Here is a 22,051-nt window from a genome sequence, read left to right as displayed (position 1 = left end):
TGACGGGTTGGACAGGCTGGCGTTGGCGGATCCGAATCAGGGTCGGCGGTGCGGTAAGCAAATAGTCAAGCTTTTTGCACCATAAAAGCGGCAGTTAGTAAGGAGTGTTTATATGGCTCGGTATGCTTTGCCCGCTTTTGGTCTCGGCTTGCTCATGACGGGCGGGGCAGCCTTCGCGGCCGACTGGAGCTTCCCGACGGAAGCGACCACGACCCGTCAACCAGACAGCCAATGGATCGTGACCCTCAAGGGCAACGGCATCATCAGCCCGGACTATCTCGGCGCGAAGGACTACACGTTTACGCCTTTTCCTTCCATCGGCGTCCGCAAGGCGACCACCCCCTACCAGTTCAGCGCGCCCGATGATGGCATCGGCATCGCCCTGTTCCAAAACGAGTGGTTCAATGCCGGTCCGGTCGCCCGCTACCGTCCCGGCCGCTATCTGGACGGCAACCGCGAGCTCTACGGCCTCGACAAGGTGAAGTGGACCATCGAGGGCGGCGCCTATGCCGAAGTCTGGCCGACGCAGAACCTGCGCGGACGCGTCGAGGTCCGTCACGGCTTCCGTGACGCCGACGGCTGGGTCGGCGACCTGGCCGCCGATTTCGTGATGCCCGTTGGCAATCTCACTCTGTCGGCCGGCCCGCGCATGATGTTCGGCAACGGCAAGTTCATGCGCACCAATTTCGGGGTCACGGCCGACGAGGCTTATTACAACTGGCGCGTGACGCCTTATAAGCCCTCCGGCGGCATGTTCGGCGCGGGTGTGGCGGCGGCCGGCACCTATAAATTCAACGACAACTGGTCGGCCACCCTGCAGGGCAGCTGGACGCGACTGGTCCAGGACGCGAGCAAGAGCCCGATCGTGCGCAACATCGGCTCGAAGGATCAGTTCGTGGTCGGCCTGAGCGCCGCTTATTCCTTCTACGTCCGCTAAGGCATCCATGGACGGCTTCCGCCTTCGCAGCGAAGCAGGGCGGCTCTTTCAGAGATGCTTGATCGTGGGATTCGTCAGCTTCTTTGCCGGCGCGTCCCCGCTCATGGCAAGGGACGCCGGCTCGCCTGCCGGCGCACCCTATATCACTCCCGAGACGATCGATCTTTCCGCCATATTATCCGGACCGCCGCTCCCCGGATCGCCGGCGGCGAAGGCGGACATGGAAGCCGTTCTCGCGCTGCAGGCCAGCCGTACGCGTGAATCCATCGCGCAGGCGCGCTTGGACAGGAAGCAATCGGTTTTCCGCTTCTCTGACGTTCTCGGTCCGGAGTTTCGCAAGCGGCGATTGCCTCATACGGCAGCGTTCTTCAAACAGATCACCCACGATGAAGAAGCGATCCTCGCGACGGTGAAGGATCGCTGGCAGCGCGCCAGACCCTTCGCCGCGAATCCCGCTGTGACAACCTGCGTCAAGCGGCCGACGACGGGGTCCTATCCCTCGAGTCACGCGGCCCTGGGTTATCTCTACGGCCTCATTCTCGCGGATCTCGTTCCAGATGATCGCGAAGCGCTGATGGCAAGAGCGGAAGCCTATGCCGAAAGCCGAGCACTATGCGGGGTCCATTTTCCGACTGACCTGGCCGCGGGCAAGCGCGCCGCCGAGGCCATCTTTGCCGCGCTGAAAACTTCTCCCCGCTATCAGGCAGCCTTTGCGAAGGTCCGCGACGAGATCCAGGGCGCCTTGAGACAGTAAGCCGCGCGATAGCCTCAGATCGGACAGATTGGAAGCCGATCGTCAGAGGCACCGCCCGCGTCTCAGCTCGCCTCAGCCAGCCTTTCGGCCTCGATCTTGCCGATCGCATCCACGACCGCGTCGAAGGTCAAAAGCGTCGAGGCATGGCGCGCCTTGTAGTCGCGCACAGGCTCCAGTACCTCGAGGTCCGACCAGCGTCCCCTGGGCGGGGAACCATTGTCCTTGAGCATGCGGCGCATATCCTCGCGCACCTGCCGCAGCTCCTCCGCCGTTGCGCCGATCACATGGCGTGCCATGATCGATGACGAGGCCTGGCCAAGCGCGCAGGCTTTCACATCATGGGCAAAGTCCGTAATGGTGTCGTGATCCATGACGACATCGACCGTGACCGTCGAGCCACACAGCTTCGAATGCGCGGTCGCGGAAGCCTGTGGCTTCGCCAGTCGTCCAAGCCGGGGAATGTCAGCCGCCAGCTCGAGAATTCGCCTATTATAGATATCGTTCAGCATGACTTTTCGCCCAAAGCCGGATCATTGCGCATTGCGACCGACCCATCCCGGTATATATAGGCAAAGGATTGCAGTGCAGGAAGATCTGCGGGGCAACGATCGACTTATCGCATTTTTCGCCCAGTTTCGGGCTTTTGAGGATCAAGCGGGAGGCACCACATGGACGCCGTGGTTAAGTCCTTGTCCGCGCGCATGGCAGACGCCACCGCCGACAAGCCCAGTTTCAAGCGACCGACCCGTGAAGAAGCGGAAGCAGCGGTTCGTGTCCTTTTGCAATGGGCTGGCGAGGACCCGGACCGCGAAGGTCTGGCCGAGACGCCAAGGCGGGTCGTGCGCACCTACGAGGAGCTTTTCCGCGGGTATAACGATGATCCGTCCCTCGTGCTCGACAGGGTGTTCGAGGAAGTCGCCGGCTATGACGGCCTGGTGCTCCTCCGCGACATTCCCTTCTATTCCCATTGCGAGCATCACATGGTGCCGATCATCGGCACCGCGCATATCGCCTATTATCCGACGCAGGGTGTCGTCGGCCTGTCGAAGCTGGCACGCGTCGTCGAGGTCTATGCCCGCCGCCTGCAGACGCAGGAGCGGCTGACCGCGCAGATCGGCGAGGCGCTCGATGAAACCCTGAAGCCCCGGGGCGTCGCGGTGATGATCGAGGCCGAGCATATGTGCATGTCCATGCGCGGCATTCAGAAGCAGGGCGTCTCCACCCTGACGACCCGCTTCACCGGCATCTTCAAGGACGATCCCGCCGAACAGGCGCGGTTCATGAGCATGGTGCGCTCGAAGGCGTCCTGATCGCGTGGCGCGGCGGCGCGCCGCCGCGATCATTCTCCTAACTGGATCATGCGCCGTGAGCGAAACTTCCGGAACTGAGACATCTTTCGCGGAGCGAGGTTCCAAGGCCGAGGTCGAGGAAGGCCAGATCCTGATGCCTGCCTTCGACGCGAACGGCCTCGTCACCTGCGTCACGACCCACGCCGACACCGGCGAGGTTCTGATGGTCGCCCATATGAACGCCGAAGCACTGGCGCGCAGCATCGCGACCGGGGAGGCCTGGTACTGGTCGCGCTCGCGCCAGGCGCTCTGGCATAAGGGGGACACGTCCGGCCAGTTGCAGACCATCGTCGACATGAGGGTTGATTGCGACCAGGACGCCATCTGGATCAAGGTTCGGGTCGGCGGAGACGGGGGCTGTTGCCACACCGGTCGGGAGAGCTGCTTCTATCGTAGCGTCCCGCTCGGCGGGGTCTCACGACAGCTAGTCCCTACCAGGACCTGACCAGCACACCCCGGCCTGGCGGATTGTCTTGAAGCGCTTGTGAACGAATTGCTGACAAACTGCCACGCTCGCAACAAACAAATCCGGGACATCAGCGATGTGGGAAAGAAGCGCCTCCGAACCGAAGCGTTCTGAAGCAGCAGGCTCCTCCACCGGCAGCGCCGCGCCCGGATCCGACACCTCGTCCGCGGATCAAGCATCCCTCCCCTATGGTGCGCCCGCGCGGGTGAAGCTTGGGCTTGCCCTGGGTGGCGGCGCGGCGCGTGGCTGGTCCCATATCGGCGTGATGAGAGCCTTCGAGCGCGCGGGACTTATTCCCGACGTGATCGTCGGCACCTCGATCGGCGCCGTGGTCGGCGGCTGCTTTTCGGCTGGCAAGCTCGCTGTGCTGGAGGAGTTCGCACGCTCGCTCACGCGTCGGCGCGTCATCGGCCTTCTTGATTTCCATCTCAATGGATCCGGCCTCATTGCCGGCGATCGGCTGAAGCGCCTGCTCGACGAGAACCTCGTCGGCATCCGCGCCGAGACCCTGCCCCATCGTTTCGCCGCCGTCGCCACCGAGCTTGGCAGCGGCCATGAGGTCTGGCTGACCAAAGGGCTGCTGACGGACATCATGCGCGCCTCCTACGCCCTCCCCGGCGTTCTCGACGCGGTCAAATTCGGCGGGCGCTGGCTGATGGACGGGGCGCTCGTCAACCCCATCCCGGTCACGGTGGCGCGCGCGCTCGGCGCCGACGTGGTCGTCTGCGTCAATCTGAATGGTGACGCGCGCAGTCGCGGGGCGGTCATCCCGGTCGTTGATCCCGACATCACCCAGAGCACGCAATCCATCATAGCCGACGCCGCCGCGAAGCGGCGCAGCCTGCTCGGCCCGGTCTGGGGTGTCGCGGAACGCATGCGTCAGTTCGCGACGCGCTCTGACGGAGTTCCCGGCATCGGCACGGTCATGGTCGATGCCTTCAACATCACGCAGGACCGGATCGCCCGCTCGCGCCTCGCCGGCGATCCTCCCGACCTCATGATCTCGCCGAAGCTCAATCGCATCGGCCTGTTCGACTTCCACAAGGCGGACGAGTCGATCGCGCTGGGCGCAGAGGCCGCCGAGCGCATGATGGACGAGATCCGCGAGTATCTCGTCCAGGAATCCGCAGCCCGGCAGGCCATCGAATAGCAGCCCCGCCGGGTCTGAGCTGGTACGGCGCGTCAGGCAGTCGCGATATACTCGCGGAGGATCTGATGCTCATGCTCGACTTCCGCGAGCCGGTGCTTGACGACGTCACCGATCGAGATGATGCCCACCAGCACTCCGTTCTCCACGACCGGAACGTGCCGGAACTTGCCGAGCGTCATGATTTCCATGACGTCGTTGACGAGGAAACTTCCGGTGCAGGTGCGGACATTCGATGTCATATGCGCCGAAACGGCTTCGCTGAAGGCGACGGCCCCTTCCTTGGCCAGCACCCGCACAATATCGCGTTCGGTGATGATGCCGAGAACCTTGCGATCCGCACCGGCGACGACCAAGGCGCCGATATGCTTTTCAGCCAAGAGCTTGACGGCTTCATCGAGCGTGCGGTGGGGCGGAATGGTGACGACATCTCCACCCTTCAAGGCGAGAATACGATCGACGGACATAGCCTTCCTCCTTCCTCCAGGGACACAGGCTGCGAACAACCTGCGACCAATTGTCTTAGATTGTGGGGAAAGCTTATGGAGATCGCAAGCTCCAAGCTATCGGTGATGTGTGCGTGAAGTGGTGCGCGACGCGCTGGACATCGCCGCGCGCTCACGCCATGCCGGCGAAACCGGCCTCATTCAGCGTCGCCTGCGCGACGCCGGATCCAATAGCGGGAAGAGCAGGAACCCCGCGACAAAGCCGCCGATATGGGCTTCCCAAGCGATACCGCCATCGGCGAGGCCAAGCGGGCTTGCCGCCAATCCGAACACGATATTCACGCCGAACCAGACCGCTATGAAGCTCATGGCGCGACGATCTTTCATGATTTCCCGCCAGCTCTGCGCCTGGGCGTATTCCGCCATCCCTGGCTGATGGGCGAGCCATGGCATTCCCGGCTGGAAGACGAAACGGCAGGCCGCCGCCATGACTCCGGAAATGGCGCCGGAAGCACCAATCATCGGGATCGTGCCATAGGGATTGAAGAGAGTGTAGAACACCGCTCCGACGACGGCGCAGATTGCGAGCAGCACAAAAAAGCGAACAGTGCCGAAGCGGCGCGCCACCGGGCTGCCGAAGGCAAGCAGCCACAAAGCATTGAAAATCAAGTGGGTCCAGGAACCGTGCAGAAAGGCGTGTGTGATGAGCGTCCACGGCTTCGCGCCCTCTTGCAGCAAGAGCTGGGCAAGCAGGACATGCTGGCTCCCCCGCGCGGCCGCCGCCGCGAGAATGGTGTCGAGCGCGGATGGCAGGACCGCCACCGTCAGCCGGGCCGGAACGAAGGCGAAATCGACGAGGACCCGAAAATCCGCCTCCTCGCTGATCGCCAGCCGAGCGATATGAATGACAACGAGCAGGCCGATGAGAAGAACGACCGCCAGCGGCGCATTGACCATCGGCTCGCGCGCGGGGCGATGCGGTGTGAAAGCGTTCAAGGGCATCCGGTTCCTTCGTCTACGACAGTTCACGCGGGTCGTCGCGGCCACGGCGGGCCGAAGCCCTGTGGTGAAGACTTCTGGCACATTTTTCCAAGAGAAACACCTTCGCCCGCACAGCGTCCGCGGCGCGCCCTCCGCGCCACTCGGAAACCGTCATCTAAGGCCCCTCACGAAAGGAAAGATGGCCGGGATCCGTCATCGATAATATTTACACCATATTGCGGACCCTAATCATGCATTAAAAATAATTATACATCTCTATATCCAATTATATTCTTATGAAGAATCAATCATTAATAGAAATAGGATAGGAGAATACTCGTGTGGCGCTTCCTGCGCGCTTTTGTTCACATTCATCATCTCGCTGATAATGACGGACCCTCAGATGGCGCAAGCAGCAACCGAAGTCTCTCCACCCGCACCGGCCGAAAATGCTGAGCGCCGACGCTTCGAGCGCCTCAAAATCACGCTACTCGGACGGTACATGATCGAGGGACGGCATGAGTTTCCATGCCAGACCATCGACATGTCACCCGCAGATATACATGTCGTCGCATCGGACCGTGGAGAGATCGGCGAACATGCCGTGCTTTATCTCGATCACCTCGGTCGCGTTGAAGGACATATCGTCCGCCATTCACAACAGGGCTTTGTCCTCACGATCACGGCAACCCCACGCAAGCGCGAGAAAATTGCCGCGCAGATGACATCCCTGGCCAATCGAGAGCCGCTCAAGGCTCCCGAGGTCCGCCGCCATGAACGTGTGCTTCCCACCATCACCGGCATCGGTCTGACGTTGCCGGACGGGTCGCGCCATCACGTCCACATTATGGATATTTCTCACTCAGGGGCCGCGCTGCTCGCCAGCGTGGCGCCGGAAGTCGGCTCGCCTGTTATCGTTGGCCGCACAAGTGCGAAGGTCATCAGACATTTCAACGGCGGCTTCGCCGTTGAATTCGGCGAGATCCTGGGCAAACAGGACTTCGCGCGGATCATAGGACCCGGCACTTGACCAGCTGGCGGCAAGACCGCCCGGCGCCTATTGCCCGGATCGACGCAAAGCGCATGCGCGCGCCTGTTTTTCATAGCGCTCGCCAGGAAATTTCTTAACTGGATATATACTGGCTTATGTGGAAAAATACTTGTTCAATGAACAAAAATAAACCACGCAATAACGGATATAGATACTATAAAAACCGCGCTATCATTTTTCATTGAGTGCAATAAATTGCGGAAAATACTTGTCGTTCACTAATGTGGAGGACGAGCCATGATCCGGATACTGGACCGAGCCAAATCTCGTTCCCTGCAGCTCCCCGTTGCCGCCATGCTGGCGAGCTTGATCTCTCAGCCCGCGCTTCCAATCGAACGGCACGCGTCGCTTCCCTCCGCGAGCAATCCCGCACCGACCACAGACGAAACGCGCGCGCCTGTCGGCTGGATAGACTTCTGCAAACGCCACCCGTCCGAGTGTACGACCGACCGCGCCGAGCCAGCGAAGATCATGCTGTCACAGGCACGTTGGAGCGAAATAGCCGCCATTAATCGGCGCATTAACGCCGCGATCCGTCCCATGCCCGACATCCAGCACTGGGGTTTGGTCGAGTCCTGGGATTTTCCGGACGACGGCGTCGGTGATTGCGAGGATTACGTCCTCGAAAAGCGCAAGCAGCTTGTCGCGGCAGGCCTGCCGCGTCGCGCGCTTCTCATCACCGTTGTGCTGGATGAAGCCAATGCCGGCCACGCCGTGCTGATGGTGCGCACCGATCGCGGGGATTTCGTCCTCGACAACAAGCGCGACGCCATCCTCCCCTGGAGCGCGACCGGCTACCGGTTCATCAAGCGTGAAAGCCAGGGAGAAACAGGCTGGGTGGCCTTTGGCGCGCAAGAGGGGAATGCGGCAACGGCCACGCTTCCGCCCTCAAATTAACAAAATAATTACAAAGAGGGTTAACGCGCGTTAACACATCTTGTTCCAACGCCACGGCCGTGAAAGAGTAAATGAAGCGTTATCGAGTTGGGAAACTGTAGTATGGCGTTCTCTCTTCGCGTCGTGGCGTTCTTCGCGTCCCTTTGCGCCGCTGCGACGTCGCAAGCCATGGCACAGAGCCGTCAAGCCGCACTGCCCAACTTTCCCATCACCCCCATCGCCCTCGAGATGGGCAACGCCCGTGCCCCGCTCGGCTGGGCCGACTTCTGCCGCAAGAACAGCGCGGACTGTGACGTGGCTGACGGCCAGGCGAAGGAAGTGATGATCACCCCGCGCAGCTGGAACCTCATGCTTGGCATCAATGCCAAGGTCAACAAGGAGATCGAGCCTGTCAGCGACATGGATCACTGGGGTGTCGTGGAGTCCTGGGACTACCCCACGGATGGCAAGGGCGACTGCGAGGACTATGTCCTGGAGAAGCGCCGCCGCCTGATCAAGGCCGGTCTGCCGCGCGAAGCCCTGCTCGTTACCGTCGTTCGCGACATGGAAGACGAGGGCCATGCGGTGCTGACGGTCCGCACCGATATCGGCGATCTCGTTCTCGACAATAAGCGCCAGCAGATCCTTCCCTGGACCGCCACTGGCTACAAGTATCTCAAGCGCCAGTCCGCCACCAATCCCAACCTGTGGGTCGCCCTCGGCGCGCCGGACAGCACGACAGCAACTGCGGCTCGCTAAGAGGCGAGCCGCGTGCTGAGATCGTTAATCGATCGGATTGAGGTCCGTCGCAAAGCGTTTCCAGTTGCGCTGATAGCCGACCGCCGATAGGCGCAGCCGCTCGATCGCGGCTTCATCGAGCGCCCGCACAACACGGGCCGGCGAGCCGACGATGAGACTGCCGTCCGGGAATTCCTTACCTTCCGTGACGAGTGCGCCGGCACCGACAAGGCAGTTCGCGCCGATCCTTGCGCCATTCAGGACGATCGCTCCCATGCCAATCAGGCTGTTCGGCCCGATCCGGCAGCCATGCAGGATCGCACGATGCCCGATCGTGCACCCCTCCCCGATCTCGAGAGGGAAGCCGATATCGGTGTGAAGCACGGACAATTCCTGGATATTGCTGCCCGCGCCAATGGTGATCGCCTCATTGTCGCCGCGCAGCACCGCGCCGAACCATATGCCGACATCGCGTCCCAAGACGACATCGCCAATAACCTGTGCGTCGGGCGCCACCCAGAAGCGGTCGGGGGGCGGCAGCTGCGGCTCTTTTTGTCCTAGTTGATAAAGCGGCATCTCTGCCCTCCCGCTTGTGCCCGCCCGCTAGCCGGGATGGGACGATCACTGAAACTTAGAGCATTGGAACTAGCCGTGTGAAGCGGCTTCAGGGAAATCAGAGCCGGCCCAATACGTTGTGCAGTCCGGTGATCTTCCGAGGGCCGCCTCTGAAACACGGCTGGTGCCTGCTCTTACAATCGGAGATTTGCAAAGATCTGCTTAATAATTCCGCAAGCGCGAACCAGCATGATTGCGTCGCGCGTTGCCGGACCCGGAGTGGTGGGATCGCGCACGCCGGCATTCTCCGGCAGGAGAAGCGAGAACATTCCCTATCAAGGAAACATTAAGCATCAGAGCAAATGATGGCTAATCATGAGTTCCGCGATCTGTGGGCTCGCGCCACAGGCGGAGATGTCACCATGGCGAAGGCGGCCATTTTCGCGGCGCTTCTGCATGCTCCAACGCAAAGGCGACGCTCCGCCGACCGCACCGTGCTCGCCTTCATGGCCGTAACCATAGCGGGATTGGCGGCAGCCACCGGCATTGCCCTCGCGCTCGCCGCCGCCAAGCCAAAGCCCCCGCCGAATGTACTCCACTACCAAATAGGGAATACGGCGCTGACCGCCCCCCGCGAGTGGCTGCGCGCGCCGATCGCCCATGCGGGGCGGATAGAGCGGCTCGAACTCATCATCGACTGGCCACGCAATCTGGCTGTCCCGCAGGAAGACAATGCCGCGAACAGCCGCTTGCTCGATCGTTCTGTACTGATTTCGGTAGGAGCCGCCGATCCCCTCTCGGCGCCCATCGAACGCCTGAACAGAGTGTACAGCCGTTTCATTGACGCGAAAGCGGAGCCCGGCCCCGCGGGGCTGATCGCCTACAGCTTCAAGGCCGGCTCGCGTTACGACAACGAACGCCTGCTCGTGACCTCGGAAGGCTTCACCACGACGAATGGCGAAGCCTTCTTCGCGCGGTGCCCCCAGAAGGCCGGCACACAGAAGAACTCGCCAACGGACCTGTGCACGACGACCCTGCATATCGGCATGTTGGATGCCGTGGTCCGCTTCAGTCCAAGCAGACTGAGCGAATGGCCGCATCTCGCCGACGGAGTCACGCGGATCGTATCAACCCTGATCCACGGACAAACCCGCCTTCCCCAGTGAAAGAGCGGCCGGCAGGTATGCAACCCCTGAGAGAAGCTTCCCGCCTTCAGTCCTCCAGATCGGCGTCCAGGATCGCCATCTGGAAGCTGTAGGACTTGTCGCCATCCTCATCGTCGAGGAACAGCACGCCTAGGAACTCCTCACCCACATAGACCTCGGCGGAATCCGTCTTGCGAGGGCGTGCAACGACCCTGATGGATTGATTGGCGAAAGTGCGGCGCAGAAAACGCTCGATCTTCGCGAGTTCGGTCTTGTCCATCCTATGGCCTCTAAAGCTCGACGATCCAGGTCACCGCCTTGCCACGCATGAACCCGGAGAGCAAGAAGGACTGACTCAATCGGTGCCTTTGTCCGCTAAAATCTGGTCCATACGCCGCGCCGGCTCCGCACAGCCCGCCGTTCCGACAACCCGGGCCGGCACGCCTGCGACCGTGGTGTTGGGCGGGACGGGCTGAAGTACCACAGACCCGGCCGCGACACGGGCGCAATGCCCGACCTCGATATTGCCGAGGATCTTGGCGCCAGCACCGATAAGCACCCCATGCCTGATCTTGGGATGGCGATCGCCCTGCTCCTTGCCCGTACCGCCCAGGGTGACGTCCTGCAACATCGACACATTATCTTCCACGACGGCGGTAGCGCCAATCACAAGGCCTGTTGCGTGGTCGAGAAAGATCCCCTTGCCGATGCGCGCAGCCGGATTGATGTCCGTCTGGAACACCTCGGACGACCGGCTCTGCAGATAAAGGGCGAAATCCCGCCGTTCCTCATGCCAGAGCCAATGGGCCAGGCGATGGGTCTCGATCGCGTGGAAGCCCTTGAAATAAAGAACGGGCTCGATCATGCGGGTGCAGGCTGGATCGCGGTCCGCCACGGCGAGAATGTCCGCGCGCATCGCCTCAGCGATCGTCGGATCGTGGCTGATGGCTTCGCGGAACGCCTGGCTGATGAGGTCGGCGGGAAGCGCCGGATGTGCCAGACGCCCGGCGATGCGATGAGAGATCGCGGATTCGAGCGTCTCATGATTCAGGATCACACTGACGATCAGGCTCGCCATCTCGCTCTCACGCGCGATGATGCCTTCGGCTTCACGTCGAATTTGCGACCACAATGGATCGAGCAGTTCGACTCCCCGGCGCTGGGCACTGTCAGCTCTGATCTGGCTGCGATACGACATCAAGTCTCTCCGTGAGCCGGACTGGCGAGCCCGGGTAACGATCGCGTATCTTCCGCTGGAAGCCATGGCAACCGACCCGCCCTAACACCTACATCGCAGATGCGCATTCCCGACGGGATTAACAATAGCAAGCGCGGCGAGTCACATACAACAGCCGCGCCACTCCTAGAAAGCCCTATCCTGGCAGATGCTTGACGGCTTCTGATGAATCAGAAGCAGAGATGGCATTAGCCAGGGCCGTGTGGGACAGCGCACCCTGGCCAGAATCATTTTGTCAGATCCTGAGTGCAAAGCCCTGAAATATCGATGAATTACTGGAATTTCATCAGTCTCGGCCTTCCGCGAGAAAGGCTATCACGCCTGCCTTGTGAACCTTGTCGCCAACGGCAAGATTGTGGTCACGCCCAGGAATGTCGAGCGCGCGGCCTTGCGGCAACAGCGCGGCTAAGGCCGGCCCGGAGCCCGCGACATCGTCCTTGGTGCCGACCGCGACAAGTGTCGGAACGGCTATGCGCGCCACATCGTCGCGGCTCAAGGTCTGGCGGGAGCCGCGGATACAAGCGGCCAGCGCCCTCAGATCGCTTTTCGTCTGCTCCGCGAAGGCCCGGAACATGCGCTGCATGGGATCCGTGAGGTCATCGAGCGAGGGCACCTCCATGGCATCAGCGATACCGATCGGCAGCCCCACCCCCTCGATGAGGTGAATGCCTAGCCCGCCGAAAACCGCCGATCGCACCCGCTCGGGATTGGCAAGAGCGAGATGAGCCGTGATGCGGGCGCCCATGGAGTAACCAAGGACGTCGGCGCGCTCGATCGCGAGATGGTCCATGAGGCGGCGCACGTCGTCGGCCATGATGTGCGAACCATAAGCGGCTGGATCATAGAGCTTCTCGCTTGCCCCGTGGCCGCGGTTGTCGAGCGCGATGACACGGTAGCCGGCGCGTCCCAACGTATTCGCCCAGGACGTGTTTAACCAGTTCACCGCGTGGTTCGAGGCAAAGCCGTGAACGAGAATGACGGGATCGCCCCGCCCTTCGGCGGGCGGCAGGTCAACAAAGGCGATGCGAACGCCTGCGGACGAAAAGCTCTGCATGGAAACGACCATATGCGTGATGGAGGCTGACAGGCCCGCACAATTGCCCATTCACCGGCGGCCTCCAAGCCTTAATTCCCGGCAGGGCACGGTCTGCGCACGAAGTCTTGGCCCATTCACCCGATCTCGACAGCCACGACCGGACCGAGACGATCCGACGCGACAATGAAACCAAGGAGACGGTTGGCGGCACCCGCGATAGCGACTATGGTGCCGGCCGATTCAGTAAGGCGACGACCGCCGCCGCAGTTTGGATAGCGACGATGGCTGACAAGAGCATCCCTCATTTCCACAATACGCGCGGCGTCCGTGTGATTGAAGTCGGCGCCAAGGAGTTCATGTGCATTGGCGCGCTGCCCCCCTTCGACCACCCCCATATCTTCATCGATATGGGGGACGACAAGGAAGCTGTCTGCGGCTACTGCTCGACGCTCTATCGCTACCGCGGCGATCTGGCCGGGACAGCCTGCGTTCCTGAAGACAGTCTCTGGAACGATCGCGCGACCGTCGCAGCCGCCGGTTAGGAATCGCATCGATCAATGATGAACGCCGATCCCATCGTCGTCGGTGGCGGCATCGGCGGTCTCACCGTCGCCCTGGCCCTTGCGCGCCGCGGCGTTGGTGTCACCGTTGTGGAACAGCGCACGGTCCTCACGGAGCCCGGGGCCGGCATCCAGCTGTCCCCCAACGCCAGCCGCGTGCTCATGGACCTCGGGCTCGGCTCGGCCGTCGGCCGGCGCGCCGTCGAGCCCGAACAGCTCACCGTCCACGCCATGGGCAGCGGCCGGCAACTGGCCGCGATGCCTCTCGGGCGCGCCATGCGCAATCGCCATGGGGCGCCTTATTGGGTCGTCCTGCGCAGCGATCTGCACACGGTGCTGCTCGATGCCGCGCGCTCCACGCCCCATATTCGCCTGCGTATCGGCCGGAAGGCTGTCGATATTCATGAAGGCCCGCTGGGGGCGGCCGTCAGCGTGACTGGCGATCGCGGCCAGGAAACGCTCGACACGCCCCTCGTGATAGGCGCTGATGGCCTTTGGTCGAGGGTGCGCGAGACGATAGCGCCGGCGATACCCGAATTCCGAGGCTATATAGCGTGGCGCGCGACCCTGCCGATCACTGACGTCCCCACTGAACTCAGAGGCAAGCAATCCCGCCTGTGGCTCGGTCGCGACGCTCATGTCGTCCATTATCCCGTGGCGGGCGGCCGCGAACTGAACGTTGTGGCGATCATCGCCAGCAAGACGACCATCGACGGCAACGCCAAGCCGGGCGATCCCGCTGAACTCAAACGACGGATGCGCGGTTGCGACAGCAATCTGCGCAAGCTCATCGAGGCGGTGCCGCGATGGTTACTGTGGCCGCTGCATGATCTACCGCCCCTACCGCGCTGGAGCCATGGCAACGCGGTCCTCATAGGCGACGCCGCCCATCCCGTCCTGCCATTCCTCGCGCAGGGCGGCGCGCTCGCCATAGAGGATGCCGCCATTCTCGCGCAACTCGTCGTGCCCGAGCCTGGCGAGATGGCTGTCACGTCCAGCACCCTTGCCACCTTCGAGGACATCCGTAAGGCGCGGGCGGCACGCGTCCAGAACGAGGCGCGCCGCAACGGATCCATCTATCACATGCGCTGGCCGCTCGCCCTGGCACGCAACGTGGCGATGAAGCGCCTCGGCGCGGAGGGGTTCCTGGCCCGCTACGACTGGCTCTACGGCTGGACGCCTCAGTAGACCGGGTGGCCGCCGAGCCCGTTCGATTTACAGCCGCGTACCGCTGCTCATCGTATTGCACGCTTCCACCTTGCCTGACTTCAAGCCGGTGGTGAACCAGCGCACCCGCTGTTCCGATGACCCATGGGTAAAGCTCTCAGGGACGACATAGCCCTGCGAGGACTTCTGGAGGCGATCATCGCCGATGGCGCTCGCGGCATTCATGGCCGCTTCCACATCGCCCGGCTCGAGGGAGCGGTATTTCGCATCACTATGACTTGCCCAAACGCCGGCCAGGCAATCGGCCATGAGCTCGACGCGCACCGACAATTGATTGGCCTGCGCGGGGGAAGACTGACGCTGTGCTTCCTGCACCTTGGGTAAGATACCCAGCAAATTCTCGACATGATGGCCCACTTCATGGGCAAGCACATAGGCATAGGCGAAGTCGCCGCTCACATTGAAGCGTGCCCGCATCTCGCGGAAGAAATCGAGATCGATATAAACCGAGCGGTCAAGCGGGCAGTAGAACGGCCCCGTCGCCGATTGCGCCGTGCCGCAACCGGACCGCGTGATCCCGGAAAACAGCACCATGCGCGGCGCCTGATAATTGACGCCAACCTGCTGCGGCAGGACAACCTTCCAGACATCTTCGGTATTGCCCAGAATGGCCGAGGCAAATTGCCCCTCCCTGTCCTGCGGCTGGCCAGAACGACCCGTCTGTTGCGGCGCGGGTTCCGAATACCCGCCCCCACCACCTGACAGCATCTCCGCCCCGGTGATCAGAAGGCGCGGATCGATACCCAAGGCCCAGCCGAGCAGACCGAGCACGACGATGGTTCCGATGCCCAACCGGCCGCCACGCCCCCCCGTCGGGATCCGAAATCCACCACCACCCCCACCACGACGATCCTCCACATTGTCGGACCGCCGAAAATCATCCCAACGCATTGCTCTTGCCCTTCCAAGGCCAGCACGAAGTAGCCGATCTTAGCATAGGTCGGCACGAAGACCGCCCCTCGCCATCGCACGGTCAAGACGATCGCATAAGGGAAAAGTTCCCGGAAAACACCCTCACGCCACCGATAAATATGGAGGCCACTGAAGCAGACCGCGATGAAGCGGCTCGCCAGGACATCCAGCGAAAGGAACGAGCGTCGGGAAAATGAGAGGAGCATCACTGGTCAAATACAGATGCGGAAAGGCGCGAACCACCGCATGCGTCACTGTTCCGCTTCCCGAGCCCTGCGTCAGAAGCAACGTCGGAGATGTGGTAACAGGAAGGGTTCATCCTCCGGTATCAAGAGCCGCGATCCCTTGAGTACTAATCCAGCTCAGACGTCTAAACGCATGTTCTTCGCGAAGATGGCTTACTGATTCGCGAGATGCCTATTGGCTAAATTCCTCCCGGGCGCGGCGACGCGGGTGAGACCATGAATGCGGGACGAATATCCACCGAAATTGTGGACAAGCATGCAACCGTCCGGGGCCCATGAAAGCCAACGATAATAAGTAATATTTATTGGAATATCGCAAACACAACCCGGTACCCAAACCTGTGACGAACATCAGACCTTCCTTCGTCCACACAACATGCGGGCAAAGCAGACGGCCATACAGATCGCCATGACATCGACAGCTCGAATGGCGCTTTTCTCCGCAATCCAGCCAACTCCCAATATCCGGCAATGAAACGCGTGCAGCCCACCCGCATTCAGCATGCCATTCCACCCGGACAACACAACGAACCGACAGCAGTGTTGCATTACCGACTTCCGAGACAGGCGCTTTTCACGGCCACGCATCCGAATGTCGAGACGGCAAACATCGAAAGCCCAGAGATCGCCGAAGCCTCAAGAATTCCCTTATGAAACAATGGGATAAAGAATAATCATAGCAATGCGCGAGAGAGAGGGCACGGCTCCATGCAGCCCGTGAGAGCGCGTAGCATAAAGGCAGGCGTCCCGATACCCTGACGATCTTTCACCAAAACAAACGCGAAGCAGAGCAAAAAGGCCAACAAAAATTCACCAATCGCGACAAAATCGCTCTATACATATACGTCAAGAGTATACAAGATCACATTGATCGAATATATAAATCACCAGAACTGGTCACGTGAGTGGATTGCCTTTTTCGCGATGCAATTTCTGAAACAGGCACCCCAAAAAGCAGTTGCAGGCGGAGCCATAAGCGCAACCTTCGAAAACAGCATGAATGCCAAGAAAAAGGGGAAGATGGCCCATGATGAGCACTTACAGTTCAGTGCATCGCATATTTTTATCATGCCTTCGACCACTTTTCGCCACATCCATAGTTGATTAGTTTGAAATAATCGAATAAGCGATCAAAATTGAAAGTGATTACTCGTACGCGAGAGGTTCCCATGACAACATCTTCTGAAACTGCGGATCGTGTCGCATCTGTCGAACTCGCCGCAGAAATCGTCGCGGCCTATGTCGCCAACAATAGTGTAGCTGTTGGCGAACTTCCTGGCCTTATCGCCAATATCCATACCGCACTGCAGCGCCTCGGCGCACCGACGGAAGAGCCCGCTTCCAAGCCGCAGCCAGCTGTTCCCATCAAGAAGTCCGTTACAGCAGATTTCATTGTCTGCCTTGAGGACGGCAAGAAGTTTAAATCCCTCAAGCGCCACCTGCGTACGCGTTATGACATGACGCCTGAGGAGTATCGCCAGAAGTGGGGCCTGCCCGCTGACTATCCGATGGTTGCTCCCAACTATGCCGCGGCACGTTCGGAGCTCGCAAAGACCATGGGTCTCGGCCAGCAGCGCCGCAAGTCCCCGGAACCCGCTCCGGCGGCCAAGTCATCAGGGCGCAAAGCCAAAGCTGCGGCGGCCGAGCCCGCCGCGGAAGTCAAGGCAGCCGCCCCGGCAAAGCGCAAGGCTGCTCCGCGTAAGAAGGCCGCCGCTAAGGCGTAACACCACGGTATTCATTCCGCCTATCGGAATTCATGAGGTCCGGCAGCATAATTATAGCGTCCGGATCAAGAAGTGGTGGACTGGTTCCCTTCAAAAGCCTGTCCCGGTGATCCGGGACAGGCTTTTTTGTTGCTACGGAGACCAGCACAGGCTGACCGGCAACTGTCACCCACTGTTCCTCATAAGAAGGAAGGATCTGCGGGCGCACCGCAGCTCAACACTGTGATTTCGTCAACACGCATTGATCTCCTGATTACTGGCAACGCTACAATCGATCCGCACCTCTCTACGTTGGGATCGTATGATTATTCAGCTTTCCAGCACCAGCGCCGATGGCGATAGCGCGGTTGTCCGTCCAAGATCGATCCACGACCGTCGGACCTCCCTTTCGAAGATGCGTTATTCACCGTACATTTCTTCCGGGCTCGGAAGATGGAGAAGACGGACCATTCGTCATGCATATTCAAGTTGAGGACCTTCGTATCAACGCCCATCTCGAAGGACCGGAAGCAGCGCCAGTTGTTACGCTCAGTCACTCCCTTGCCGCTCATCTTGACATGTGGCGGCCACAAATGGCTGCGCTCAGCGAGCATTTCCGCGTACTACGCTATGACGTACGTGGGCATGGTGGATCATCCATGCCGTCCCAGATACCTGATATCGCCACACTCGCTGAGGACATACGCAACCTGTTGGACACCCTCGGCATCACACATACCCATTTCGTCGGCCTGTCGATGGGCGGCATGATCGGTCAGCAACTAGCCATTGCCTATCCCGAATATATCGAAAGCCTCGTGCTGGCCGATACGCTCAGCTCCTATGGTGATGAACACCGCCCAATGTGGCAGGGCCGTATCGATGCTGCGAGCGGTGTGGATGGCCTGGAGCCCCTTGTCGAACCCACCATACGGCGATGGTTCACGGAGCCTTTTAGGCGCGCCAATCCTGTGGTGATGGATTGGGTGCGCGGCATGATTCGCGCCACGCAACCGCAAGGTTTCATAGGCTGCTGCCACGCGTTGATGGCGCTCGATCTGACGGATCACCTTCCCTTGATCACAGCTCCCACACTTGTTCTGGTCGGCCGCCAGGATCCCACAACACCGGTGGCCGGCGCGGAAGTCATCGCGAAAGCGATACCGGATGCGCGTCTGGCGATTATCGAGAACGCCGCCCATATCGCCAATGTCGAACAACCCGAGGTGTTTACGCACCATCTTCTCGATTTCCTGCTGGACCGCATCAGACGCGACAACAAGTGATCGCCAATCTCTTCTTGCCGAAGCAGCCGGCTTAGCGCGCGGTGGATGCGCACGTGTCCGAGAATTGCAGGCCAGGAGTGAATCCTGGCTCTGGATCAGAGCGCCAATTGTGCCAGCATATGTGCCGCTGGCGCATACGGCTCCTGTTCACGCATGCATCCAGCGCAACGATCCGTGCCGGAAAAACAAAATTCCGCAACGTGGTATCCGAATTATCCGTCCAGAACATCGCCGGCCATATGCTGGGAAATATTTGAGTATCCAGCGGAACAAATGTTAGATGACCGACAAACCGCAGAATTCGCGGGCTGCGACGTCGGTCAACCTCACCGGGTCTCCATGAAGCGAACAAGCCTCTTTATTGCCGTACCAGCGTACGATCGTCGTATCTACACCGATACATCGGTAGCCATCATGGACACGGTCATGCAGTTGCGGGACCGAAAGGCGGCCGCAAGTGTCTTTTTCATGCGTGGATGCGCTATCGTCCATCATGCGCGCAACATGATCGTCAGCGAATTCCTGGCGAATAAGGACGCGACACACCTTCTTTTCGTCGATTCGGACATGAAGTTCGAGGCGAGGACTATCCTGAACATGCTGCGCTGCGAGGTTCCTTTCGTTGCAGCGCCCTATGTCGCGAAGAGCTATCGTAACCTGCCTACACGTACCGTGCAGCCACGCGATCTCAATGCCTTTCACGAAGCCGCGGTGAACTGGAACGTGGTGTTCGAGGACGCGGGTGTGATGACCGGCGCGATACCGCCAAAAGATGTGCGCAACAACTTCGCGCGCGTCAAACGCATCGGCACCGGGCTGATGCTCTTGCGGCGCGATGTGCTCGAAACGATGGTCCGCAAGTATCAACACACCGAATACCACGCAGGCGACAGCGATGAATTCCCCTACGCCGTGAACCGGTTTTACGATCTGTTCTCCACGCGGATCGACGAGACGGGATTATTCATTGGTGAAGATTTCGCCTTCTGTGATCGCTGGATCAACGAATGCGGCGGAGAGATCTGGTGCGACCTTACCGCGAAAGTCTCCCATATGGGCCATCATGAGTATACAGGCACTCTCGGAGACTATCTCGCGATCCACCGTGGCATACGCAAACGCGCTGAAACGCCGGCCTGAACACCTCGGGCTGGCAAAAGGCCAGAGTTAGATAACTCCACAACCATTCAACGGAGGTACTTTTCAATCCATAATGGTGCGGACGACGGGACTCGAACCCGTACTCCTATACAGGAGGCAGATTTTAAGTCTGCTGCGTCTACCGATTTCGCCACGTCCGCCGAGCTGTTGCTCACCTACGAAGGGTTATCCGGCGCAGGTCCATAGAGCAAGGGCGTGACTGATCCTGACAAGCCTCACGCACAACTATCCAGTGCCGCCGCAAGGCGTTCCCATTCGGGCTCCGGTCCTGGAAGGCCGAAGCGGAGATGTCGTGGCTCTTCAGGAAAACACCGCACGATGATGCCGCGTTCCCCGAGCCTCCGATACCACCGCTCGGCCGCATCATCCGCCACGAAGCGGAACAGCGGTGTGCCACCAATCACTGCGAGCCCTGCCCTCGCGAGCCAATCGTCAAGGCGCCCACAGGCGGCCGCGAGTTCCAGCCTCATGGCTGCTTGCCAGTCCGCGTCGGCAAGCGCGGCCTGCCCAATCGCGATGGCGGCGCCGGAAACGGGCCACGCGCCAAGCTGATCGCGCAGCCGCGCCGCGAGTGCCGCGTCAGCCGTCAGCGCGAAGCCAAGCCGCACGCCGGCGAGCCCGAAGAACTTGCCGAAGGACCGCAGGATCAATGCACGCGGATGTTCAGCCAGCCGGTCGGCGAAGCTGATATCCGGCATCACATCGGCGAAGGCTTCGTCGATAACGAGCAGCCCCTGCGGGCCGAGCCGCGCTTCCGCCTCGGCAAGCGTCGCGGCCGACAGGCTGCGCCCGTCGGGATTGTTCGGGTTGGTCACGACGACCACCGCGGCGTCGCGACATTGCGCGAGTGACGAGACCACCGTGACGCTGTGGCCGGCCGCGGTCCAGGCCGGCGCATGTCCGCCATAGGTCGGCCCCACCACAGCCACACGCCCCGGCGGCAGGAGCCACGGAATGCGCTGGATCAGCGCCTGGCTTCCCGGACCCGTGACCACCTGCGTGCCGGCAGCCGCCCGATAGGCTGAGGCCGCTGTCTTCTCCAGCGCATCGAGCGCGTCGGCGTCCGGCAGCCGGGCCCAGACGGCGGGGGCAAGCCTCGGGATGGGATAGGATACGGGATTGATGCCCGTCGAAAGATCGACCCAGGGCAGACAGGCCTGGGGAAAAGTCCGGCTTGCGAGGCCGAGATCGCCGCCGTGGAACACGGGCGATATTCCTGCGTATCCAGTCATGTTATCGCCTTATTCCACCATGGACCTTCAAACGACCCTTATCATCGCCGCCGTCGCACTCGCCCTGGAGGCGTTCATCGGCTATCCGCAGCGCCTCTACCATGCCATCGGCCACCCCGTGACATGGATGGGAAGGCTGATCGCATGGCTCGACAGGCACCTCAACAGGGAAAAACACGCGCCCGCAACGCGGCGGCGCTGGGGCATCGTCGCCCTCGTCGTGCTGCTTCTGGTTGTTGGCGGGATAGCCTGGTTCATTGAGGCCATTGTCTACCACCTGCCGATGGTCCTGGTTCTGCCGGGTCTCATCGTCCTCGCGATCATCGCCTCGACCGGGCTCGCCCAGCACAGTCTTTACACCCATGTCCGCGCGGTCGCCGATGGCCTTGACAAGGGCGGGCTGCAGGCCGGCCGGGAGGCTGTGTCGAAAATCGTCGGGCGCGATCCCGAGAGCCTCGATGAACAGGGCGTCGCGCGCGCCGCGATCGAAAGCCTCGCCGAAAACTACGCGGATGGCGTCGTGGCGCCTGGCATGTGGCTTGTCATCGCCGGCCTGCCGGGCATGGCCCTCTACAAGGCGATCAATACGGCGGACAGCATGATCGGTCATCGCACGCCCCGTCACGATGCCTTCGGCTGGGCATCGGCGCGTCTCGATGACCTCGTCAACCTGCCGGCATCGCGGCTCGCCGGCTGTCTGCTGATTGGCGCGACCTGGATAACGCCCCATGTCGCGCGCCAGGGCATCTTCCAGGCGATGAAACGCGATGCACCCCGCCACCGTTCGCCGAATGCCGGCTGGCCGGAGGCCGCGATGGCGGCCGCGCTCGGCCTCAGGCTCGCGGGCCCGCGCAGCTACCATGGCCACGTGGTCCAGGATCACTGGATGGGCGACGGCCGCGCGGAGGCCGGGCCAACGGACATCCGGCGCGCGCTGACGCTCTATCGCAACGCCTGCGTCCTGCAATGGCTCTTGATCGTCGCGCTGTTCGTCCTCTTCTTCTGAG

At 61.2% G+C, this 22,051-nt stretch carries 24 protein-coding genes and 1 tRNA gene; 15 read left to right on the top strand and 10 right to left on the bottom strand.

The window, feature by feature from the left end; translation table 11 throughout:
- The first annotated feature begins 112 nt into the window (after window positions 1–112).
- Both KIO74_RS02490 and KIO74_RS02485 read left to right on the top strand, forming a co-directional pair.
- Window positions 113–937, top strand: a complete 825-nt coding sequence (locus tag KIO74_RS02490; RefSeq protein WP_213330216.1) for a MipA/OmpV family protein — start codon at window positions 113–115, stop codon at window positions 935–937.
- 64 nt (window positions 938–1,001) lie between these two features.
- Entirely contained in the window at window positions 1,002–1,691 is a 690-nt protein-coding gene (locus KIO74_RS02485; protein WP_213330214.1) for an acid phosphatase, read from the top strand.
- A gap of 62 nt (window positions 1,692–1,753) precedes the next feature.
- On the opposite strand, the gene KIO74_RS02480 is transcribed toward KIO74_RS02485, so the two are convergent.
- The gene (locus KIO74_RS02480; protein ID WP_213330212.1) at window positions 1,754–2,200 is read right to left on the bottom strand and encodes an iron-sulfur cluster assembly scaffold protein; all 447 of its coding nucleotides are present in this window, start codon (window positions 2,198–2,200) and stop codon (window positions 1,754–1,756) included.
- 159 nt (window positions 2,201–2,359) lie between these two features.
- On the opposite strand from KIO74_RS02480, the gene folE reads away from it, so the two are divergent.
- From folE to KIO74_RS02465, 3 genes are all read left to right on the top strand, one after another.
- Window positions 2,360–3,001, top strand: a complete 642-nt coding sequence (gene folE / locus KIO74_RS02475; RefSeq protein ID WP_213330210.1) for a GTP cyclohydrolase I FolE — start codon at window positions 2,360–2,362, stop codon at window positions 2,999–3,001.
- Between the two features lie 55 nt (window positions 3,002–3,056).
- A complete protein-coding gene (hisI, locus tag KIO74_RS02470; protein WP_213330208.1) occupies window positions 3,057–3,485 on the top strand; it encodes a phosphoribosyl-AMP cyclohydrolase in 429 nt (142 codons plus the stop codon).
- A 97-nt stretch (window positions 3,486–3,582) separates the two neighbouring features.
- Window positions 3,583–4,656: a patatin-like phospholipase family protein gene (locus KIO74_RS02465; RefSeq protein WP_213330206.1), complete on the top strand. Its 1,074-nt coding sequence runs from the start codon at window positions 3,583–3,585 to the stop codon at window positions 4,654–4,656.
- A gap of 32 nt (window positions 4,657–4,688) precedes the next feature.
- Here the strand turns inward: KIO74_RS02465 and KIO74_RS02460 are convergent, their stop codons facing one another.
- Complete coding sequence (locus KIO74_RS02460; RefSeq protein WP_213330204.1) at window positions 4,689–5,120, bottom strand: CBS domain-containing protein; 432 nt, start codon at window positions 5,118–5,120, stop codon at window positions 4,689–4,691.
- A gap of 180 nt (window positions 5,121–5,300) precedes the next feature.
- The gene (locus KIO74_RS02455) at window positions 5,301–6,095 is read right to left on the bottom strand and encodes a rhomboid family intramembrane serine protease (RefSeq protein WP_249730831.1); all 795 of its coding nucleotides are present in this window, start codon (window positions 6,093–6,095) and stop codon (window positions 5,301–5,303) included.
- A 388-nt stretch (window positions 6,096–6,483) separates the two neighbouring features.
- On the opposite strand from KIO74_RS02455, the gene KIO74_RS02450 reads away from it, so the two are divergent.
- The 3 genes from KIO74_RS02450 (at window position 6,484) to KIO74_RS02440 (ending at window position 8,766) form a co-directional block, all read left to right on the top strand.
- Window positions 6,484–7,110 carry a PilZ domain-containing protein gene (locus KIO74_RS02450; protein ID WP_213330200.1) on the top strand — a complete coding sequence of 209 codons (627 nt, stop codon included), beginning with the start codon at window positions 6,484–6,486 and terminating at the stop codon, window positions 7,108–7,110.
- 258 nt (window positions 7,111–7,368) lie between these two features.
- A complete protein-coding gene (locus tag KIO74_RS02445; protein ID WP_213330198.1) occupies window positions 7,369–8,028 on the top strand; it encodes a transglutaminase-like cysteine peptidase in 660 nt (219 codons plus the stop codon).
- Between the two features lie 102 nt (window positions 8,029–8,130).
- Window positions 8,131–8,766, top strand: coding sequence for a transglutaminase-like cysteine peptidase (locus KIO74_RS02440; RefSeq protein ID WP_213330196.1), 636 nt, complete (start codon window positions 8,131–8,133; stop codon window positions 8,764–8,766).
- A gap of 24 nt (window positions 8,767–8,790) precedes the next feature.
- Here the strand turns inward: KIO74_RS02440 and KIO74_RS02435 are convergent, their stop codons facing one another.
- Window positions 8,791–9,321 carry a gamma carbonic anhydrase family protein gene (locus tag KIO74_RS02435; RefSeq protein WP_213330194.1) on the bottom strand — a complete coding sequence of 177 codons (531 nt, stop codon included), beginning with the start codon at window positions 9,319–9,321 and terminating at the stop codon, window positions 8,791–8,793.
- 401 nt (window positions 9,322–9,722) lie between these two features.
- On the opposite strand from KIO74_RS02435, the gene KIO74_RS02430 reads away from it, so the two are divergent.
- On the top strand, window positions 9,723–10,466 hold the full coding sequence (locus KIO74_RS02430) for a hypothetical protein (RefSeq protein ID WP_213330192.1): 744 nt from the start codon (window positions 9,723–9,725) through the stop codon (window positions 10,464–10,466).
- 46 nt (window positions 10,467–10,512) lie between these two features.
- Here the strand turns inward: KIO74_RS02430 and KIO74_RS02425 are convergent, their stop codons facing one another.
- The 3 genes from KIO74_RS02425 to KIO74_RS02415 form a co-directional block, all read right to left on the bottom strand.
- Window positions 10,513–10,725, bottom strand: coding sequence for a DUF3126 family protein (locus KIO74_RS02425; RefSeq protein WP_110375552.1), 213 nt, complete (start codon window positions 10,723–10,725; stop codon window positions 10,513–10,515).
- 75 nt (window positions 10,726–10,800) lie between these two features.
- Window positions 10,801–11,643 (bottom strand): serine O-acetyltransferase, encoded by an 843-nt coding sequence (gene cysE, locus KIO74_RS02420; protein ID WP_213330190.1) that lies wholly within the window; start codon window positions 11,641–11,643, stop codon window positions 10,801–10,803.
- Between the two features lie 325 nt (window positions 11,644–11,968).
- On the bottom strand, window positions 11,969–12,736 hold the full coding sequence (locus tag KIO74_RS02415; protein WP_213333985.1) for an alpha/beta fold hydrolase: 768 nt from the start codon (window positions 12,734–12,736) through the stop codon (window positions 11,969–11,971).
- Between the two features lie 263 nt (window positions 12,737–12,999).
- On the opposite strand from KIO74_RS02415, the gene KIO74_RS02410 reads away from it, so the two are divergent.
- On the top strand, window positions 13,000–13,260 hold the full coding sequence (locus KIO74_RS02410; protein WP_213333983.1) for a zinc-finger domain-containing protein: 261 nt from the start codon (window positions 13,000–13,002) through the stop codon (window positions 13,258–13,260).
- 15 nt (window positions 13,261–13,275) lie between these two features.
- Window positions 13,276–14,466, top strand: coding sequence for an FAD-dependent monooxygenase (locus tag KIO74_RS02405; protein WP_213330188.1), 1,191 nt, complete (start codon window positions 13,276–13,278; stop codon window positions 14,464–14,466).
- Window positions 14,467–14,493: 27 nt separating this feature from the next.
- Here KIO74_RS02405 and ypfJ read toward each other — a convergent pair whose 3' ends face one another.
- Complete coding sequence (ypfJ, locus tag KIO74_RS02400; RefSeq protein ID WP_213330186.1) at window positions 14,494–15,396, bottom strand: KPN_02809 family neutral zinc metallopeptidase; 903 nt, start codon at window positions 15,394–15,396, stop codon at window positions 14,494–14,496.
- Window positions 15,397–16,831: 1,435 nt separating this feature from the next.
- Here ypfJ and KIO74_RS02395 point away from each other — a divergent pair.
- The 3 genes from KIO74_RS02395 to KIO74_RS02385 all read left to right on the top strand — a co-directional run bounded on the left by KIO74_RS02395 (window position 16,832) and on the right by KIO74_RS02385 (window position 19,791).
- Window positions 16,832–17,386, top strand: a complete 555-nt coding sequence (locus KIO74_RS02395; RefSeq protein ID WP_213330184.1) for a Ros/MucR family transcriptional regulator — start codon at window positions 16,832–16,834, stop codon at window positions 17,384–17,386.
- Window positions 17,387–17,718: 332 nt separating this feature from the next.
- The gene (gene pcaD, locus KIO74_RS02390) at window positions 17,719–18,651 is read left to right on the top strand and encodes a 3-oxoadipate enol-lactonase (protein WP_213330182.1); all 933 of its coding nucleotides are present in this window, start codon (window positions 17,719–17,721) and stop codon (window positions 18,649–18,651) included.
- 153 nt (window positions 18,652–18,804) lie between these two features.
- Entirely contained in the window at window positions 18,805–19,791 is a 987-nt protein-coding gene (locus KIO74_RS02385; RefSeq protein ID WP_213330181.1) for a hypothetical protein, read from the top strand.
- Window positions 19,792–19,865: 74 nt separating this feature from the next.
- On the opposite strand, the gene KIO74_RS02380 is transcribed toward KIO74_RS02385, so the two are convergent.
- A tRNA-Leu gene (locus tag KIO74_RS02380) sits at window positions 19,866–19,952 on the bottom strand.
- A gap of 75 nt (window positions 19,953–20,027) precedes the next feature.
- Window positions 20,028–21,044 carry a threonine-phosphate decarboxylase CobD gene (gene cobD, locus KIO74_RS02375; protein ID WP_213330179.1) on the bottom strand — a complete coding sequence of 339 codons (1,017 nt, stop codon included), beginning with the start codon at window positions 21,042–21,044 and terminating at the stop codon, window positions 20,028–20,030.
- A 19-nt stretch (window positions 21,045–21,063) separates the two neighbouring features.
- Here cobD and cbiB point away from each other — a divergent pair, with 19 nt between their 5' ends.
- Window positions 21,064–22,050 carry an adenosylcobinamide-phosphate synthase CbiB gene (gene cbiB / locus KIO74_RS02370; RefSeq protein WP_213330177.1) on the top strand — a complete coding sequence of 329 codons (987 nt, stop codon included), beginning with the start codon at window positions 21,064–21,066 and terminating at the stop codon, window positions 22,048–22,050.
- Window position 22,051: the final 1 nt, after the last annotated feature.

Origin of the sequence: Chelatococcus sp. HY11, from assembly GCF_018398335.1 — a bacterium.
GTDB lineage: Bacteria > Pseudomonadota > Alphaproteobacteria > Rhizobiales > Beijerinckiaceae > Chelatococcus.
This window is presented reverse-complemented; position numbering and strand designations above follow the sequence as displayed.

Coding starts and splice junctions, on each gene's coding strand:
- KIO74_RS02480 (WP_213330212.1), bottom strand. CDS start 2,200: ATGCTGAACGATATCTATAATAGGCGAATTCTCGAGCTGGCGGCTGAC.
- KIO74_RS02490 (WP_213330216.1), top strand. CDS start 113: ATGGCTCGGTATGCTTTGCCCGCTTTTGGTCTCGGCTTGCTCATGACG.
- KIO74_RS02450 (WP_213330200.1), top strand. CDS start 6,484: ATGGCGCAAGCAGCAACCGAAGTCTCTCCACCCGCACCGGCCGAAAAT.
- KIO74_RS02415 (WP_213333985.1), bottom strand. CDS start 12,736: ATGCAGAGCTTTTCGTCCGCAGGCGTTCGCATCGCCTTTGTTGACCTG.
- folE (WP_213330210.1), top strand. CDS start 2,360: ATGGACGCCGTGGTTAAGTCCTTGTCCGCGCGCATGGCAGACGCCACC.
- KIO74_RS02460 (WP_213330204.1), bottom strand. CDS start 5,120: ATGTCCGTCGATCGTATTCTCGCCTTGAAGGGTGGAGATGTCGTCACC.
- KIO74_RS02445 (WP_213330198.1), top strand. CDS start 7,369: ATGATCCGGATACTGGACCGAGCCAAATCTCGTTCCCTGCAGCTCCCC.
- KIO74_RS02395 (WP_213330184.1), top strand. CDS start 16,832: ATGACAACATCTTCTGAAACTGCGGATCGTGTCGCATCTGTCGAACTC.
- KIO74_RS02410 (WP_213333983.1), top strand. CDS start 13,000: ATGGCTGACAAGAGCATCCCTCATTTCCACAATACGCGCGGCGTCCGT.
- KIO74_RS02405 (WP_213330188.1), top strand. CDS start 13,276: ATGATGAACGCCGATCCCATCGTCGTCGGTGGCGGCATCGGCGGTCTC.
- cysE (WP_213330190.1), bottom strand. CDS start 11,643: ATGTCGTATCGCAGCCAGATCAGAGCTGACAGTGCCCAGCGCCGGGGA.
- KIO74_RS02440 (WP_213330196.1), top strand. CDS start 8,131: ATGGCGTTCTCTCTTCGCGTCGTGGCGTTCTTCGCGTCCCTTTGCGCC.
- KIO74_RS02435 (WP_213330194.1), bottom strand. CDS start 9,321: ATGCCGCTTTATCAACTAGGACAAAAAGAGCCGCAGCTGCCGCCCCCC.
- KIO74_RS02385 (WP_213330181.1), top strand. CDS start 18,805: ATGCATCCAGCGCAACGATCCGTGCCGGAAAAACAAAATTCCGCAACG.
- KIO74_RS02430 (WP_213330192.1), top strand. CDS start 9,723: ATGGCGAAGGCGGCCATTTTCGCGGCGCTTCTGCATGCTCCAACGCAA.
- pcaD (WP_213330182.1), top strand. CDS start 17,719: ATGGCGATAGCGCGGTTGTCCGTCCAAGATCGATCCACGACCGTCGGA.
- KIO74_RS02425 (WP_110375552.1), bottom strand. CDS start 10,725: ATGGACAAGACCGAACTCGCGAAGATCGAGCGTTTTCTGCGCCGCACT.
- cbiB (WP_213330177.1), top strand. CDS start 21,064: ATGGACCTTCAAACGACCCTTATCATCGCCGCCGTCGCACTCGCCCTG.
- cobD (WP_213330179.1), bottom strand. CDS start 21,044: ATGACTGGATACGCAGGAATATCGCCCGTGTTCCACGGCGGCGATCTC.
- ypfJ (WP_213330186.1), bottom strand. CDS start 15,396: ATGCGTTGGGATGATTTTCGGCGGTCCGACAATGTGGAGGATCGTCGT.
- KIO74_RS02465 (WP_213330206.1), top strand. CDS start 3,583: ATGTGGGAAAGAAGCGCCTCCGAACCGAAGCGTTCTGAAGCAGCAGGC.